Genomic DNA, 15,127 nt, shown 5'->3' with positions numbered 1-15,127 from the left:
CAAGACTGCCTCCCAAAAAGAAGCCTTGAATCTGATTTGCGCCTAAAAGGGAATCCTTAGAGTCCACACCACCTAGAGCCTGCGCGCAGGCTCTACGTTTTTGTTTGACGTGTTTTTGCCGCAGATAAGTCTACGCGATCTACTTGACTGCTATGCGAACCGGTATCCACTTCGCGCGAAAACGTTATGTTGTCGTGCACCTCGGTTCTCGACTGTAAGCGTTGCATGGCGGATTACGATCTTGCGATCATCGGCGGCGGGTTGAACGGCGTCAGCATCGCGCGCGATGCCGCCGGCCGCGGCCTGCGCGTGATCCTGCTGGAGCAGGGCGATCTCGGTGCGGGCGCCTCCTCGGCCTCGCCGCGGCTCGTCCATGGCGATCTGGCGGGGCTGGAGCGGCGCCGCTTCCTTCGCGTCCGCGCGGCATTGGCGGAGCGCGACATTTGGCTCCGGAACGCGCCACATCTGGTGCGCCCGATGCGCTTTGCCATCCCCGCCCACACCGACGAACGCCCGGCCTGGCAGTTGCGGTCATGGCTGTTGCTGTATGACCGGCTGGCCTCGCGCGCGCCGTTGCCGCGCTCCGCCACCGTCGACGTTACCCACCATCCGGTCGGCAACCCGCTGAAGCGGCCGTTCGGAACCGCCTTCGAATATTCCGACTGCGTGGTCGATGATTCCCGCCTGGTGGTGTTGACCGCCGTCGATGCCGCGGCGCGGGGGGCCGCGATCCGCACTGGCGCCCGCTGCACCCGCGCCGAGCGGGGCGAGACCTGGCGGCTGGTGACGATCGATCGTGGCCATCGTCAGGTCGTGACCGCGCGGGCGCTGGTCAACGCCACCGGAGCCTGGACCGCGACCGTCGCCGAGACCGTGCTGCGCCAGCCGCCACCCAGGCTTGCCACGATCCAGATGAGCCAGATCGTCGTCCGCCGCCTGTTCGATACCGACAACGTCTACGTATTCCAGAACAGCGACGGCCGGCTGATTTTCGCCAGCCCCTATGAGCGCGACTTCACCCTGATCGGCACCGTTGGCCATGCCTTTAAGGGCGATCCCGCCATTGTCGCGATGGCGGCCAAGGACGTCGCTTATCTCTGTGATGCCGCCAACCGGTATTTCCGCGAGCGGATCGAGCCGTTCGACGTGGTGCGGACGGTTTCCGGCGCCAACCTGGTGATGAACCCCTCGAACAACCGGGCAGCGTGGGACGGCGCGATGAGCTTCGACCACACTCGCCGCAAGGCGCCGCTGATCACGATCTTCGGCGGCGACGTCACCACCTCGCGGCTGCGCGCCGAAAGGGCCGTCTCCAGGCTGACGCCGTTCTATCCGATGTCGCCGCGCTGGACTGCGACGGCGCCGCTGCCCGGCGGCGATTTTGCCTGGAGCCGGTTCGAGAACGAGGTCGACGAGGTGCGCGCGCGCTGGCGGTTTCTCAGCGAGGATCACGCCCGCCGCCTGGTCGGCGCCTATGGGTCGAACGTCAAGGCGATCCTAGGCGAGGCCAGGGATCGCGGCGATCTCGGCCCGGCGTTTGGGCCTCAACTGACGGGCGCGGAAGTCCGCTATCTCATGAAGCACGAATGGGCGCGCTTCCCGGACGACATTCTGTGGCGGCGCTCCAAGCTCGGCCTGACCATGCCGCCGGCGGACCGCGAGGCGCTGGCGGCATTCATGGCGACGGTGATGTCGGGGACGGATTGCAAATGAACCGCTCTGTTTTTCAGGCTCTGGTCATCGCCGTGTTCGGCATGCTGTTCGGGATGACGCTGCGCTACCTCGTGGACAATCCACTGGAAGCAACCGTGGCGAACTACCTGCGAAGCGGCCTCCACGGCATCGGCGTTGCACTCGCCGGTTGGGCGACTCATCTCTATTTTGCTTCGCGGCGAAGTGAGTGGATCAGCAGATGGCCGCTGTTGATGGATTTGGGTCTGCGTTCCGCAACTATGGCCGTCGTCGTTGCATCCGTTCTTCTGGGTCTGGAGCCGCTGCTTTATTGGCACAGGATAGAAGCCGCCTGGCTGGTTGATACGTTCCCCAAGATCTTCGTGGCCGCGTTTTTCGGGGCCCTGCTTGTCGGACTGGCCTTTGAGCTGACACGTCTCGTCGGCAACCGGGTGCTGCTCAACGTCGCGCTCGGGCGATATCGCCGCCCGGTGCGGGAAGAGCGCGTGCTGATGTTCCTCGACCTCGCGGGCTCCACCTCGCTTGCCGAGGCGATAGGCGAACTGCGCGTGCAAGGCCTTCTTACCCGGTTTTTCTACGACATCGATGCGGCCATCGTCGCGCATGGCGGCGAAGTCCATGCCTATGTCGGCGACGAGGTCATCGTCACCTGACCGCTGGACCGCAAGAAATCGGATGGAAACTGCATCGACTGCTTCTTTGCGATCGCGGATACGATCGCGGGAAAGGCGGATTCCTACCGGGAAGAGTTCGGCATGGTGCCGGGTTTCCGCGCCGGCCTGCATGCCGGTCCCGTGGTGATCAGCGAATGCGGCAACTCGCGGCGTCAGTTGGCCTATTTCGGCGACACCGTGAACGTGACCGCGCGGCTGCAGGAATACTGCAAGGAGGCCGGCCGCAATCTGCTGGTCTCCGCCGATCTGCTCAGCCGCGTCCGGCCCAATTCAAATATCCTCGTTGAACCGCTCGGTCATGCCCAGTTGCGCGGCCGCGCGGCGGCGATCGACGTGTTCGCCGTTCAACGCCGCGCCTGAACCTCCCGCGACCAGGCCGCGTCACGTGCGGACGGCCTGCGCTCGAGCCGGGTGGAGATCAGCCCGGCGGCCTTCTCGCGGTGTCCACCGCGCAAATACGCCACGATCAATGTGTCCTCCCACAATTCGCGCTGGGCATGGCTGCCGCCGATCCGCACCAATTCGGCCATCGCGGGTTCAAGCAGGCGGATCGCGCCGTCATGATCGCCGTCGGTGAAGGCCCGCATGCCGCGGCACATGTCGATGGCCGCGCGGCCCGGCGGCAGTTTACCGTCGGAAGCACGGGCCTCCAGCTGCGCCAGCCGCGTGTCCAGCGCCTCGCCGCCGATTGCCGCGGCGGCCAGCGCATGATGCACGTCGGCGAAATGCGCCCCGGCCTGCGGGAAATATTTTTCGCCATAGGCGGCGACATCGCGCCAATGCGGCTCCAGCCCGGATTTGCCGGCGAGTGACAACCGCCACAGCAGCGAAGCGCCGTCGGTGAAAATATTCAGCGGCGGGTAGGGGCGGTCGGCCGGCTTGATTTGCTGTTCGTAGATCGCAAGCGCGCCTTCGAGATCGCCTTCGTCGAGCGCGGTCAGCGAGATGTGCCACCACAGATGCCCGTGCAGAAAGCTCTTGCGGTCGTGCGCGGGGAGCCACGCGGAAAGAAACTGACGGCCCGCCGCCAGGTCGCCCTGCTCGAACATCGCGTGCGACAGGCCGTGCGCGGCGTTGGCGTTTTCAGCCCGCAACCCCATCGCGCGTTCGCTAAAGGCGCGGCCAGTGGCGAGATTGCCGGCTTCGGTATGCGACCAGCCGAGATAACTCAGGAACCACCAGTCCTCGCCGTAATGCCTGGCGACACGCTCGCATACCGCAAGCTTGGCGGCGTCGTGGTCGGCACGGCCTGAAAACGCGTAGAGCCCGAAGGCGCCGAGCAGCATCGACAGCACCAGCGCATCGCGGGGATATTCCTCGAGATGCGCTTCCGCGCCGCTGACGGCCACTTTCGGCTTGCCCTCGATCACGGCAGCCATGACATCGATATGATGGCGCTCACGGGCGTCGGCGCCGGCGGCGAGTTGCCGTGCATGGGCGGCCATGCGGCGCGCTTCATTGCCCTGCATATTGAGCTGATGCAGGCGGGCGCGCGCGATATGCGCCAGTGCGAAGCCGGGGTCTTCCCGGATCGCGCGGTCGAATGCGTCCTCGGCGCCGTGCCAGGCCGACAACATGCAGTCCATGCCGTCGCGATAATGCGCGGCGGCGCGGTCGGAGGTCGTCGTCAGCGGCAGGTCATATCGGTCCCGGTTCATTTTCTTGTTCCGTGATGCGCGCGGTGAGTGCCAAGCCTAGCAGAGACATGACCGCTGACAGCGATAATATTGTGACTGTGCGGCGCGAAGCGGTTGAGCCGGTGCCGATCCGCCGCTAGCGTGCGGCAGCGAGGGCTGGCAGGGGACATGACCGAGGAATCGCCGGAAATTACGCCGAAGGCCGATGGGGTCGCGGGCCCCGCAAAGCCGGAGTCGCCACCCCAAGCGCCTGTAGGCCCGGCGGCGCAGCTCGAACCGGCCGCCGACATGCCGCTGCTGCGCATCGAGGCGGTCGGCAAGTCGTTCGGCAGTTTCCGCGCGGTGGACCGGCTGTCGCTCGATATCCGCGCCGGGGAATTTTTTGCGCTGCTCGGTCCGAGCGGCTGCGGCAAGACCACGCTGCTGCGCATGCTCGCCGGTTTCGAGACGCCGGACGAGGGCCGCATCCTGCTTGGAGCCAAGGACATCGCGCAGGTGCCGCCGCATCTGCGTCCGGTCAACATGATGTTCCAGAACTACGCGCTGTTTCCGCATCTGTCGGTGCGGGACAACATCGCGTTCGGCCTCAAGCGCGCCGGCATGGCGCGCGAGCAGATCGCCACCCGCGTCGCCGAGATGGTTGCGCTGGTCAAGCTCGAAGGCATGGAGAAGCGCAAGCCCGATCAGCTCTCCGGTGGCCAGAAGCAGCGCGTGGCGCTGGCGCGCTCGCTGGCCCGCCGCCCGCAGGTGCTGTTGCTCGACGAGCCGCTGGCGGCGCTGGACAAGAAGCTGCGCGAGAGCACGCAGCTCGAATTGATGGACCTGCAGCGCCGGCTCGGCATGACCTTCATCATCGTCACCCACGACCAGGAAGAGGCGATGACGATGGCGGGCCGGATCGGCGTGATGGATGCCGGCCGCCTCGAACAGGTCGCCGCCCCGCGCGAACTCTACGAGGCGCCGCGTTCACGCTGGATCGCGGAGTTCATCGGCGACGTCAATCTGTTCGACGGCGAGGTTGGCTGGCGTGAGAATAACCGGCTGCTGGTCACGACCAGGGAGGGTGTCACGCTTGCCGTCACCGAGCCGCGCCAGCGGGTTACCAAGGCCACGGTCTGTGTCGCGATCCGCCCCGAGAAGGTCAAGCTGTCGCGCCGCGCCCCGGTGTCGGATGCGGCCAATACACATGCGATCAACCGGCTCGAGGGCGTGGTGACAGATGTCAGCTATCTCGGCGGGCTCACCGCGTACCAGGTCAAGCTGGAATCCGGCGCGGTGGTGCGCGCATCGATGGCCAATACCGCGCGGCTCGACATGGATGCCTATCTCGCGGGCCAGCGCGTGGTGGCCTGGTTCACGCCTGACGATTGCATGGTGCTGGAACAATGAGCGCGCGCAGCATCTTCGCCCGTCCGGCGCGGCTGGCTGCGATCGCGCCCTATTTGTGGATGGTGCTGTTCTTCCTGGTGCCGTTCGGTTTCGTGCTTAAAATAAGCCTGTCGCAGACCGCGATCGCACAGCCGCCCTATGTGCCGCTGTTCGACCTCACCGAAGGCTGGGCGGCGATCAAGGCGGCGTTTGGGCAATTGTCGCTGGATAATTTCAAGCTGTTGATTTCGGACAGTCTCTACATCTCGTCCTACCTGCGCAGCATCTTCGTCGCGGTGACCTCGACGGCGATCCTGCTGCTGATCGGCTACCCCATCGCCTATGGCATGGCGCGGCTGCCGCAGCGCTGGCAACCGATCGCGATGATGCTGGTCATCGTGCCGTTCTGGACCTCGTTCCTGATCCGGATCTATGCCTGGATCAACATCCTGCAGCATGACGGCCTGCTCAACAAGGTGCTGCTGGCGCTGCATATCGTATCAACGCCTGTGGTGTGGCTGTCGACCGACAGCGCGATGTATATCGGCATCGTCTATTCCTATCTGCCGTTCATGATCCTGCCGCTGTACGCCACGCTCGCCAAAATGGACGGCGTGCTGATCGAGGCGGCGTCCGATCTCGGCGCTTCGCCGGGACGCGCGTTCTGGCTGGTGACGTTTCCGCTGTCGCTGCCAGGCGTCGGCGCCGGCGCGCTGCTGTGCTTCATCCCGATCGTCGGCGAGTTCGTGATTCCAGATCTGCTCGCGGGTTCCGGTTCGATGATGATCGGGCAGACGCTGTGGCTCGAATTTTTCACCAACAAGGACTGGCCGGTTGCTTCCGCTGCCGCCGTCGCGCTGCTGCTGCTGTTGATACCGCCGCTGCTGCTCTATGACCGGCTGCAGCGCCGCACGCTGCGGGGAGGGGGCTGATGGCGCGGCAGGTGAACCGGATTTCGTCGTTCAACATCACCTCGCTGGCGCTGGGCCTGGCGTTTCTCTATCTGCCGATCGTCATTCTCGTCATCTACTCGTTCAACGCCTCGCGGCTGGTGACGGTGTGGGGCGGCTGGTCGCTGCGCTGGTACACTGAGTTCTTCAACGACCGCGCCATGCTGGACGCGGCCTGGATGAGCCTGCGCGTCGCCGCGGTGTCGGCGACGGTTGCAACCCTGCTTGGCACGCTGGCCGCGATTGGTCTGGCGCGCGGCGAGCGTTTCAAGGGCCGCTCGCTGTTCTCGGGCATGCTCTATGCGCCGCTGGTGATGCCGGAGGTGATCTCTGGCCTGTCGCTGCTGCTGCTGTTCGTGGCGCTCAACGCCGAGCGCGGCTTCTGGACCGTGACGATCGCGCACACCACGCTGACGATGTGCTTCGTCACCGTCGTGGTGCAGTCGCGCCTCGCCTCCATCGACCGCAGCCTCGAGGAAGCCGCGATGGATCTCGGCTGCGATCCGGTGAAGGCGTTTTTGTCCGTGACGCTGCCGCTGATCGTCCCGGCGATCGCGGCGGGCTGGATGCTGGCCTTCACGCTGTCGCTCGACGATGTCGTGATCGCGAGTTTCACGACCGGCCCGGGTTCGGCGACGTTGCCGATCCGGATCTATTCCGAGGTGCGGCTCGGCGTGAAGCCGCAGATCAACGCGATCTGCACGATGGTGATCGCGCTGATCGCGGTGGTGATCGTGATTGCGTCGTTCGCGTCGAAATTGTCGAGGTCGCAGGGCGAGAGCGCGGCGCCGCTGTAATCGTCGTCATTGCGAGGAGCGTAGCGACGAAGCAATCCATCCATCCGTTATGCCGTGAGGTGGATTGCTTCGCTTCGCTCGCAATGACGGCAATCTAGATTTCGTTCCTCACGACTTCACCGCGCCCGCCGTCAGCCCGCCCACCATATACCGCTTGAACGCGTAGTAGATCGCGGCCGGCGGCAGCGCGTAGATGAAGCCGGTGGTCATCAGCAATTCCCAGGGCGAATCGTCGGCGGCGAGGAAGTTGCCGAGCGCCACGGGCAGCGTGATTTCGGTGTCCTTGGAGAGCAGCAGGAACGCGTAGAGATATTCGTTCCAGGCGAGCAGGATCGCGTAAGTGCCGATCGCCACCAGCGACGGCATCATCAGCGGCACATAGACCAGCCTGAACAGCTGCGGAATGGTCGCGCCGTCCATGACGGCGGCTTCGTCGAGTTCGACCGGCAGCTTGTCGGAGGCCTGCTTCAGCACCCAGATCGCGTAGGGAGAGGCGATCGTCACCATCGCCAGAATCAGCGACCAGTGATTATTGAGCAGGCCGTAATTGCCCATGGTCCGGTACATCGGCACCGCGAGGAACGCCGCCGGGATGAAATAGGTGAACAGCGCGAGATTCATCACCCACCGCCCGCCGGGCACCTTGAGCCGCGAGATCGCAAACGCCGCCGCGGTTGCGATCAGCAGCGTCAGCGCGCCGGCGGCCAGCGCGATCACGATCGAATTCCAGAACTGGATCCAGAAATCCCGCAGGAAGTAATGCTCCTGATGGAACACGATGCGGAAATTGTTCAGTGTCGGATGCGCCGGCCAGAGCTTTCCGGAGAACGCATCTTCCTTCGGCGAAATCGCGAACAGGAACATGTGGTAGATCGGGATCATGGTCCAGAGGAACACGGGAATCCCGATCAGCAGGAGGCGGGCTTCGACGCCGACTTCGCGCCAGGTTGGAAGCTTTGGCGTTGGCAGTTTCATCGCGACAACCGTTTCATCATGAAATAGATCAGCGGCAGCACGAACGGCAGCGCGCAGACGATGGACGCCATCGCCAGGCTGAGCTGATCGAGCCGCAGATAGCGAATCCCCAGGGTCGCCAGCACATGGGTGAGATCGGCGGGGCCGCCGCCGGTCAGCAGATACACGCTGTTGAAGTCGCCCAGCGTCCAGATCATCGAGAGCAGGGTGCAGGTCAGATACAGCGCCTGCATCGATGGCCAGGTGATGAAGCGGAACTTCTGCGTCCGGCTCGCGCCGTCGACTTCGGCCGCCTCGTAAAGATCGTGCGAGATCGCAAGCCGCCCGGTCATCAGGATCAGCGTCCAGAACGGCAGCGATTTCCAGATGTGCACACCGATCGCCATGGAAAGCGCCACGGTGGGGTCATTGAGCCAGTTAGGGCCGTCATCGCCGGTGAGTTTGAAGATCAGCGTATTGACCACGCCCCATTCGGGGTTGAACATGAAGCGTACGGAGAGAATGGTCGGGATCGAAGGCACTGCCCAGGGCAGGATGAACAGCACCGACAGCCATTTGATCCAGGGGCGCTGCTGGGCGAAGAAGCCGGACAGGAGCAGCGCGATCATCATTTTGAGGTTGATGCCGACCAGGAGAAAGATCAGCGTATTGACCGCGGCGCGCGCGAAGATCGGATCGTGATAGAGCGCGACATAGCTCGCCGGATGACGCGCCAGCCACAGCCCGTACCCGACCGGGTAGACCACGAAGGCCAGAAACACCAGCAGGTAGGGCGCCACCAGCACGATGCCCCAGACCTGCGGGGTGGTCAGCCGGGCCGACAGCGGCGGGCCTGGCATCGCCTGATCGCCCGAGATCGTAATCGCCATTGTGCTTGCTCTAATCTACGTCGTCGTCCCTGCGAACGCAGGGACCCATAACCACAGGCCTTCGTGGTTGAACGAAGGCCATCGACCAGTTTCATCTAAAACGACCGCCGCGGCGTATGGGTCCCTGCTTTCGCAGGGACGACACTTCCGCGGCGGCCGGCGTCGTTGATCAACCCGCGATTTGCTTGAGGCGGGCGATCAGTTCGTCGACGGCCTTGTCGACCGGAACCTTCTCGCTCACCACCCGGTTCATCGCCTTGGCCCAGACGTTCTCGTTGTTCAGGATCGTGAACTTCCAGTTCTTGGTGAAGTCGAACGGCGTGGTGCCGCCAGTGAACTGTGTGTAGACGGCTTTGCGATGCCGGTCAGCCTGCCAGAACGGGCTCTGCTGGCTTGCGGTCGTCACCGGGAACCAGCGGCCGAGCGCGCCTTCGATATAGGGCCGAAGGTTTTCCTCCTGCAGCAGGAACTTGATGAACTCCTTGCCCTCGGCCTTGTTCTTGGCGGCGGTGAACATCAGCCCGGTCTTGACGTCGGAGCGGTACTTGATCGGCGTACCGTCCGGCTTGTTGGGGAACGAGGCCGTGATGATGGTCTCGTCGTAGTTCTTCTTGCCGAGCGCCCGCTGTTCCGGCGTCAGCGCCGGGTTGTTGGCGTCGTCGAGCCATTTTGCCGCGATCGAGATCGTGAAGTTGTGCGTCATCACGATGGTCTTGTTGTGGAACGCGACGTTGTTGTCCGGATCCTTCCAGGTGGTGGAGGAGGGCGGCGAGCAGCCCCTGGTGTAGGTATCGGTGTAGTCCTTCACCGCCTTGATCAGGTTTTCGCGCACCTTGGGGTCGTCGACCAGAAGCTTGCCGTCGTCATCGACCAGCTTGACGTTGTAGGCGTCCATGAAGGTGTAGAACGACTGGAACGAGTCGGTGGATTCCACGCCCATCGGCTGGCCGACGGCGTAGATGCGCTGGCCGGTGGCCTTGCGGATGGCGGGCTGCACCTTGTCGCACCAGAACGACCAGTAATCTTCCCATTTGGTCGGAATGTCGCTTTGCTTGAAGCCGGCCTGCTCCAGCATGTCGCTCCAGATCTGGACGTGCATGCTCTGCTGCTTCAGCGGATAGCCGTAATAGGCCTTCTTCTTGGCCACATCGTTGTAGAGCAGCGCGGTCTCCAGCGTGTTCGGCGCGAACGCCGACTTCATCGGCAGCAGAATGTCGCCGAGGTCCTCGAGCTTGCCTTCATAGGCCCATTTGCCCTGCGCCTGCACGTCGTAGCTGTCGGAATAGGCGACGTCAGGCACGGTGCCGGAATCCAGCGCCGCCACCGTCTTCGGGATCATGTCCTGAATGGCGTATTGCGACAGTTCTACCTTGATGCCGGTCTTGGCCTCGAACTTCTTGATCGCCTCAAGCAGCGCGTCGTCCTCGGACTTGTAGAAGCCCTTGCCGAACCAGACGGTAATCGTTTTTTGCTGGGCCATCGCAGGCGCTGTGGCGTAAAACAGCCCGACCGCTGCGACCGCGAGTGAAACTGCACCAATTCCCTTGAATCTCACGTTGTTCTCCCTGAATTTTTGCCGGGGTTTTTGACCAGTTGGATTAGTGATAGCGCAACCAAACGGCGCGATCTAGATGCCGCGTTGCAAACTTTTTGTAGGGGAGGGTGTTCCAAAGCGGTCCGTTTTCGCAACGACGGCGTTTCAGTCTTGTCGGTGGCTCGCAATCGCGTACAGGTGACGCCCTCCATCTTGATTGTGAGAGGGATTGAAGTTCCAGCCAAATCCAACTTGGGCATCGCCCGATCTAACATGTGCATCGGCGGCTATGGGATACCGGCTTGTTGCCCATTTGGGCCGAGGTGACACAGCTTCGCATTCTCGCGGCCTGATACGCCCGAGCTTTGCCAGAAACTTCCCGCCCTCTCCAAAATGAGGGCGCAGGGAATGCCGGATGCGCGCTGCACCCGCGGTCTCATGTGCGGTTAGCACAAAAAATGCTGCACATGAGCATACAGGGCAGCGGAGAACATCCGACATTCCCTGCGCAATGGCTTTACGGCTTATGCCGTGATCTCCCCGGAGACGAGTTCTTGGTTGACTCCGTCACCGCCGGTTCAGCTCACGCCTAGCCGACGGCTTGACACCTGCAACGGGCGCCAGGACCACACGGTTTTGCCGTACGCTTAATCCACGCCGTCGTCGAGGCGTAAACCAGCGTCCACCGCAACCCGCCCAACGTCCGTGACGACGGCCGACGCCCTTCTGACCAGGACGGGATGGACAAATGTATGTACTTGATTTTCATTCTGGTAAACAGAAATATTTTTTATTTTGGGGCTTGACATCATTTCCGTAAATCAGAACTGATTTGCCCGTCGGGTTGATTTGCCGCACCCGCCGCGCTCACAATGCTCTTGCGCACGAGGCGACGCAGTTCTCAAGGCGTCGCTCAAGCGGCGGTTTTTTGATTTTACTTCCTTCCAGAGGCGGACGCGCCCGAGCTTGAGCTTGGGTAAGGGCGCTCAACAATTGCCACTGCCTGTTTGAAGTGCCGGGCTTTTCCTGACTCCACAGAATTTGGGGAAGATCTTCATATTGCTCTTGCCGGGGCACTTTTCATCCCGAACAAAATTTGAATTTGACCGGCGAGGGTCGCGCGAAATGCGGCCTTTTTGATTCACAATCACAAGGGGGTGGTTAACAGCGTTGTTAATCGCCCCTCTCGCTGTTTGACTCACACCCAACTGAGGTGGCCCGACCCGCAATATCAGCGCATGAGCGATTGAAAATATTCCGGTCCCAAGAAAGAGGCCGTCAACATGAGGCGGCCCTACGCTTTGGTCAGAGCCTTCTGGCGAGGCGCGGCAAATCAATCCTTATCGTGCGCGTACTTCTCCAAAACCAGCCGATTATACTCATCTCTCTCTACTCTCTCCGTGAAATATGCCCTTTTCGATCTTTGGCAATCTTCAGAAGATCAGGATCAGTCGGTGCCTGTGATTTCCTTCGGAATCCGGCAAAGAGACGACTAGTAGGCTCCGAGGTTCTTCCAAACAGCCGGTCAAACCATCCCATGGTGTCCTCACCGGTCATACTGCGAATTACGACACCCTATCATCATGAGATGAGGACACTACGGGTCAAGTACGTACAGTACCCTTCCAGCCCTATGGGAACAGATTGGCAGCTGAGAGCGCATGTCGAACGCAACATCATATGACCGTTCAGGGAAAGCTGACATCGGCTATTCCGTCGACCACTTTCGCTAAGGGCCCGATTGCCGACGTTCCATCCGCGCTAGGCTCGCCTTACAGGTGGCCAGCCACGCCCAGTTGATAGTTCACATCTAGCGCAGCACGCTTTTTGTGTGGAGGGTCAGGATTCCAACCAACAATGGCGAACATAACGAAGAAGCCCACAATGTATGCTACCGCGACAAACCAGCCGTGCCGCAACCACAGGCCGACCGACTTTGCCTCCGGGTACATATTGGAGATCGCGACGCCGGCAGACGAGCCGAACCAGATCATCGATCCGCCGAAGCCCACGGAATATGCAAGAAAACCCCAGTCATAGCCGCCCTGCTTGAGCGCAAGCGCCGTTAGCGGGATGTTGTCGAACACCGAAGACAGGAAGCCGAGCCCCAGCGCGGTTTGCCACGAGGCCCCCGGCAATTCCTCGACCGGCATAAAGGACGCATTGGTGACAAGGGCCAGAAGGAAGACCGTGCCCTTGAACGTTTCCGGCATGATCGCCCAATCCGGCCGACGCAGCGGCGCGGCCGCGAGAATGACGATCCACACCGCAAGTCCGATCACGGGGACGGCATCGAGCACCGCCGGAAATTTCAGGTTGGCGATGACGTTGGCCACAATGGCGATGGTCAGGATTGCAGCGACAATTCCCACATAGGTCCAATCGATGCGCCGGCCGCGCTGGGCATCCTTCTCTATTGGAGAATGGCGGTGTTGGATCAATGAGGCTGGTATCCCGTAGATCAGGAAGCCGGCGACGGCGGCGACGTAGGCCTCGACGACGCGAAGCGGGCTGATGCCGTCGATCCACATCATGGTGGTGGTGGTATCGCCGACTACGCTGCCAGCGCCGCCAGCATTGGCGGCCGCAACGATGGCGGCAAGGTAACCGATATGTACTTTGCCCTTGAACAGGTGCCGCGCCATCGTGCCGCCGATCAGGGCCGCGGCAATATTGTCGAGGAAGCCCGACATCACGAAAACAATGGCAAGCAGAACCAGGCTGCCGCTCCAGCCGTTGGGCAGCAACGCGGGCATCGCGTCGGGGATTCGGCTGTTCTCGAAATGCCGCGACAGGATGGCGAAACCCATCAGCAGCAGAAACAGATTGGCGAGAACAACCCATTCGTGGTGAAGCTGGAACATCAGGCCAATCAAGCCCTCGCCTTGCCGGAAGCCGGTAATCAGCAGCTTGTAAAGCGTAACGGCCACGAGCCCGGTCAATGCCACCGCAAGCGTCTTGTGGTGGAATACGGCTACGCCGAGCAGTGTCAGGCCGAACAGAATGAAATCAATCGGTATGCCGGACAGGTAGATGGGCTGGGCCGAGTATACACCGGTCGTGGATGCTGCCGCGGCTGGATGTGCAAACAGGATGCCTGGCAGAGCCACAGCGGCCGCAACAAGCAGCAGGGGCACATTCACGGCCCTTCCGGCGAGGGATTGGGCACGGAGGATTTCTTCGGTTGAACGTCGGGAATGCATCGGGTGCGCGCTTTCCGCGTGGCGGCCCGACCATCGCTTGACCTGTCACTGCCACATGCAGCGAGCACCCGAGTGCCGTTCTACACGCCGACCGAAAGAAAGCAATGTGTGCCAGAGGCTGATGTCCGCTCTGGGGTCAAAAGCTGCCCTGATGGTCCCGAAAACACGACTTCCGATCAACCCGCGAAAGCGGACATCCGGAGGACACACAAGGCATGTCTCGAAGGTGCCATTTCCAGACTCATGCACCGCAGCAAATGGCTCCCTCATTCGATCACTTTGTCAGCCCTGAGGATCAGTGTCGAAGGCACATCGAGGCCAATCGCCTTCGCGGTCTTCAGGTTGATCGCAAGTATGAATTTCGTTGGCTGCTGGATAGGAATTTCAGCTGGCGGAACACCGTTGAGAGTTTGGCCGACTTCATCCGCCCAGCGAAGGAAAGAATAGGAATAGTCCGGCGCATAGGCCAAGAATACCTGTCCACTGTCGGCAATGTCAGTCCACCAAGTAATCGATGGCAGCCGATATTTCACTGCAAGTCCAAGTATCAGCTCACGGTGTCCGAAGTTGGGAGGAAGCCCATTGGCCATCAGTCCTTCAACCGATTGCTGCGCCATCGTCTCGAAGGCTTGCTGATATTCCGGTTCTCTCGCCGAACGCTCCATCGGTATGCCGATGATTGAAACTCCCGACCGCTGGCCCGCTTCTCTGACAGCTTGTCCCCAAGCCCCTTCCCATTCTGCGCGGTTCGAGAGATAGGCAACGCGCGATGCCGAAGGCACGGCTTGCCGGAGAACTTCGAGGTGCTTCCCTTGCATCTCGATCCCGGCATCCAAAGAGACGCCAGTGATGTTGCGTTCCGGCCTAGCCATGTTCTTTAAAATTCCAGCGGCGACGGGATCACCAAACGTGGCAACAATTGGAATTGCGGTCGTCTCTTTTGCGACCTGCAGGATGAATTGATGATCGAACCCAACCGCTATGACGTCGGGTTTAGCTTGCACGATCTTGCGCGCGACCTCCTCGTAGCGTTCGGGCCGACCCTCAGTGGCATATCGATCCACGATTAGGTTCTTGCCCTCCGTGAACCCCATCTGAGCCAAGCGATTGAAGAGGAGTATCCAGAAAGGTCCTCCGAAGCTGTCCATTCCTGACTGGCTGCAAACTGCCAATCGGTAGACCTTATTTTGTTCGGCTGCCCACAGCGCAGTCGCCGTTGTGGTGGTGGCTAACAATCCCGCGAGAAGGTCCCGCCGTCGCATGTGCCTCTCCTTCCAGAGACCAAGCAAAGCATATGGAATGACGAGCGTAGCACTTTTGTCGTGGCGCTGTAGGGGTGGAAGGACGGCTTTGGGTCATGTGTGGACGACGCCCGCATTGCAAGGAGATTCTGACGTTCGGCTTGCGGTCGGGTGCAAGTCATGTGTC

12 protein-coding genes are annotated in these 15,127 nt (G+C 61.7%); 6 read left to right on the top strand and 6 right to left on the bottom strand.

Annotation, left to right across the window (positions count from 1 at the left end; translation table 11 throughout):
• Positions 1-225: 225 nt before the first annotated feature.
• The 3 genes from JQ629_RS36555 to JQ629_RS37415 all read left to right on the top strand — a co-directional run bounded on the left by JQ629_RS36555 (position 226) and on the right by JQ629_RS37415 (position 2,726).
• Entirely contained in the window at positions 226-1,713 is a 1,488-nt protein-coding gene (locus tag JQ629_RS36555) for a glycerol-3-phosphate dehydrogenase (protein ID WP_212416739.1), read from the top strand.
• The gene (locus JQ629_RS37420; RefSeq protein WP_249135532.1) at positions 1,710-2,345 is read left to right on the top strand and encodes a hypothetical protein; all 636 of its coding nucleotides are present in this window, start codon (positions 1,710-1,712) and stop codon (positions 2,343-2,345) included. Before JQ629_RS36555 ends, JQ629_RS37420 begins: the two co-directional genes overlap by 4 nt.
• Positions 2,346-2,447: 102 nt before the next feature.
• Positions 2,448-2,726: an adenylate/guanylate cyclase domain-containing protein gene (locus tag JQ629_RS37415; RefSeq protein WP_249135531.1), complete on the top strand. Its 279-nt coding sequence runs from the start codon at positions 2,448-2,450 to the stop codon at positions 2,724-2,726.
• Here the strand turns inward: JQ629_RS37415 and JQ629_RS36545 are convergent.
• Positions 2,711-4,024, bottom strand: coding sequence for a tetratricopeptide repeat protein (locus JQ629_RS36545; protein WP_212416738.1), 1,314 nt, complete (start codon positions 4,022-4,024; stop codon positions 2,711-2,713). The genes JQ629_RS37415 and JQ629_RS36545 overlap by 16 nt on opposite strands.
• Before the next feature lie 147 nt (positions 4,025-4,171).
• Here JQ629_RS36545 and JQ629_RS36540 point away from each other — a divergent pair, with 147 nt between their 5' ends.
• From JQ629_RS36540 to JQ629_RS36530, 3 genes are read left to right on the top strand one after another with little or no spacing between them, the layout of a single operon-like run.
• On the top strand, positions 4,172-5,392 hold the full coding sequence (locus JQ629_RS36540; protein ID WP_212416737.1) for an ABC transporter ATP-binding protein: 1,221 nt from the start codon (positions 4,172-4,174) through the stop codon (positions 5,390-5,392).
• Entirely contained in the window at positions 5,389-6,303 is a 915-nt protein-coding gene (locus JQ629_RS36535) for an ABC transporter permease (RefSeq protein WP_212416736.1), read from the top strand. Before JQ629_RS36540 ends, JQ629_RS36535 begins: the two co-directional genes overlap by 4 nt.
• On the top strand, positions 6,303-7,118 hold the full coding sequence (locus tag JQ629_RS36530) for an ABC transporter permease (RefSeq protein WP_212416735.1): 816 nt from the start codon (positions 6,303-6,305) through the stop codon (positions 7,116-7,118). Before JQ629_RS36535 ends, JQ629_RS36530 begins: the two co-directional genes overlap by 1 nt.
• A 108-nt stretch (positions 7,119-7,226) precedes the next feature.
• Here JQ629_RS36530 and JQ629_RS36525 read toward each other — a convergent pair whose 3' ends face one another.
• From JQ629_RS36525 to JQ629_RS36505, 5 genes are all read right to left on the bottom strand, one after another.
• Entirely contained in the window at positions 7,227-8,093 is an 867-nt protein-coding gene (locus tag JQ629_RS36525; protein WP_212265636.1) for a carbohydrate ABC transporter permease, read from the bottom strand.
• Positions 8,090-8,962, bottom strand: coding sequence for a carbohydrate ABC transporter permease (locus tag JQ629_RS36520; protein ID WP_211999421.1), 873 nt, complete (start codon positions 8,960-8,962; stop codon positions 8,090-8,092). Before JQ629_RS36520 ends, JQ629_RS36525 begins: the two co-directional genes overlap by 4 nt.
• 169 nt (positions 8,963-9,131) lie before the next feature.
• Positions 9,132-10,517 (bottom strand): ABC transporter substrate-binding protein, encoded by a 1,386-nt coding sequence (locus JQ629_RS36515; RefSeq protein WP_212416734.1) that lies wholly within the window; start codon positions 10,515-10,517, stop codon positions 9,132-9,134.
• Between the two features lie 1,751 nt (positions 10,518-12,268).
• Positions 12,269-13,588: a citrate transporter gene (locus JQ629_RS36510; RefSeq protein WP_249135533.1), complete on the bottom strand. Its 1,320-nt coding sequence runs from the start codon at positions 13,586-13,588 to the stop codon at positions 12,269-12,271.
• A gap of 377 nt (positions 13,589-13,965) precedes the next feature.
• On the bottom strand, positions 13,966-14,961 hold the full coding sequence (locus JQ629_RS36505; protein ID WP_212416733.1) for an ABC transporter substrate-binding protein: 996 nt from the start codon (positions 14,959-14,961) through the stop codon (positions 13,966-13,968).
• Positions 14,962-15,127: the final 166 nt, after the last annotated feature.

The organism is Bradyrhizobium sp. AUGA SZCCT0222, assembly GCF_018130205.1.
GTDB lineage: Bacteria > Pseudomonadota > Alphaproteobacteria > Rhizobiales > Xanthobacteraceae > Bradyrhizobium.
Note: the sequence above shows the minus strand (reverse complement) of the source record. Positions and strands in the feature narration are given on the sequence as shown.

Coding starts and splice junctions, on each gene's coding strand:
- JQ629_RS36525 (WP_212265636.1), bottom strand. CDS start 8,093: ATGAAACTGCCAACGCCAAAGCTTCCAACCTGGCGCGAAGTCGGCGTC.
- JQ629_RS36520 (WP_211999421.1), bottom strand. CDS start 8,962: ATGGCGATTACGATCTCGGGCGATCAGGCGATGCCAGGCCCGCCGCTG.
- JQ629_RS37420 (WP_249135532.1), top strand. CDS start 1,710: ATGAACCGCTCTGTTTTTCAGGCTCTGGTCATCGCCGTGTTCGGCATG.
- JQ629_RS36540 (WP_212416737.1), top strand. CDS start 4,172: ATGACCGAGGAATCGCCGGAAATTACGCCGAAGGCCGATGGGGTCGCG.
- JQ629_RS36505 (WP_212416733.1), bottom strand. CDS start 14,961: ATGCGACGGCGGGACCTTCTCGCGGGATTGTTAGCCACCACCACAACG.
- JQ629_RS36535 (WP_212416736.1), top strand. CDS start 5,389: ATGAGCGCGCGCAGCATCTTCGCCCGTCCGGCGCGGCTGGCTGCGATC.
- JQ629_RS37415 (WP_249135531.1), top strand. CDS start 2,448: ATGGTGCCGGGTTTCCGCGCCGGCCTGCATGCCGGTCCCGTGGTGATC.
- JQ629_RS36555 (WP_212416739.1), top strand. CDS start 226: ATGGCGGATTACGATCTTGCGATCATCGGCGGCGGGTTGAACGGCGTC.
- JQ629_RS36545 (WP_212416738.1), bottom strand. CDS start 4,024: ATGAACCGGGACCGATATGACCTGCCGCTGACGACGACCTCCGACCGC.
- JQ629_RS36530 (WP_212416735.1), top strand. CDS start 6,303: ATGGCGCGGCAGGTGAACCGGATTTCGTCGTTCAACATCACCTCGCTG.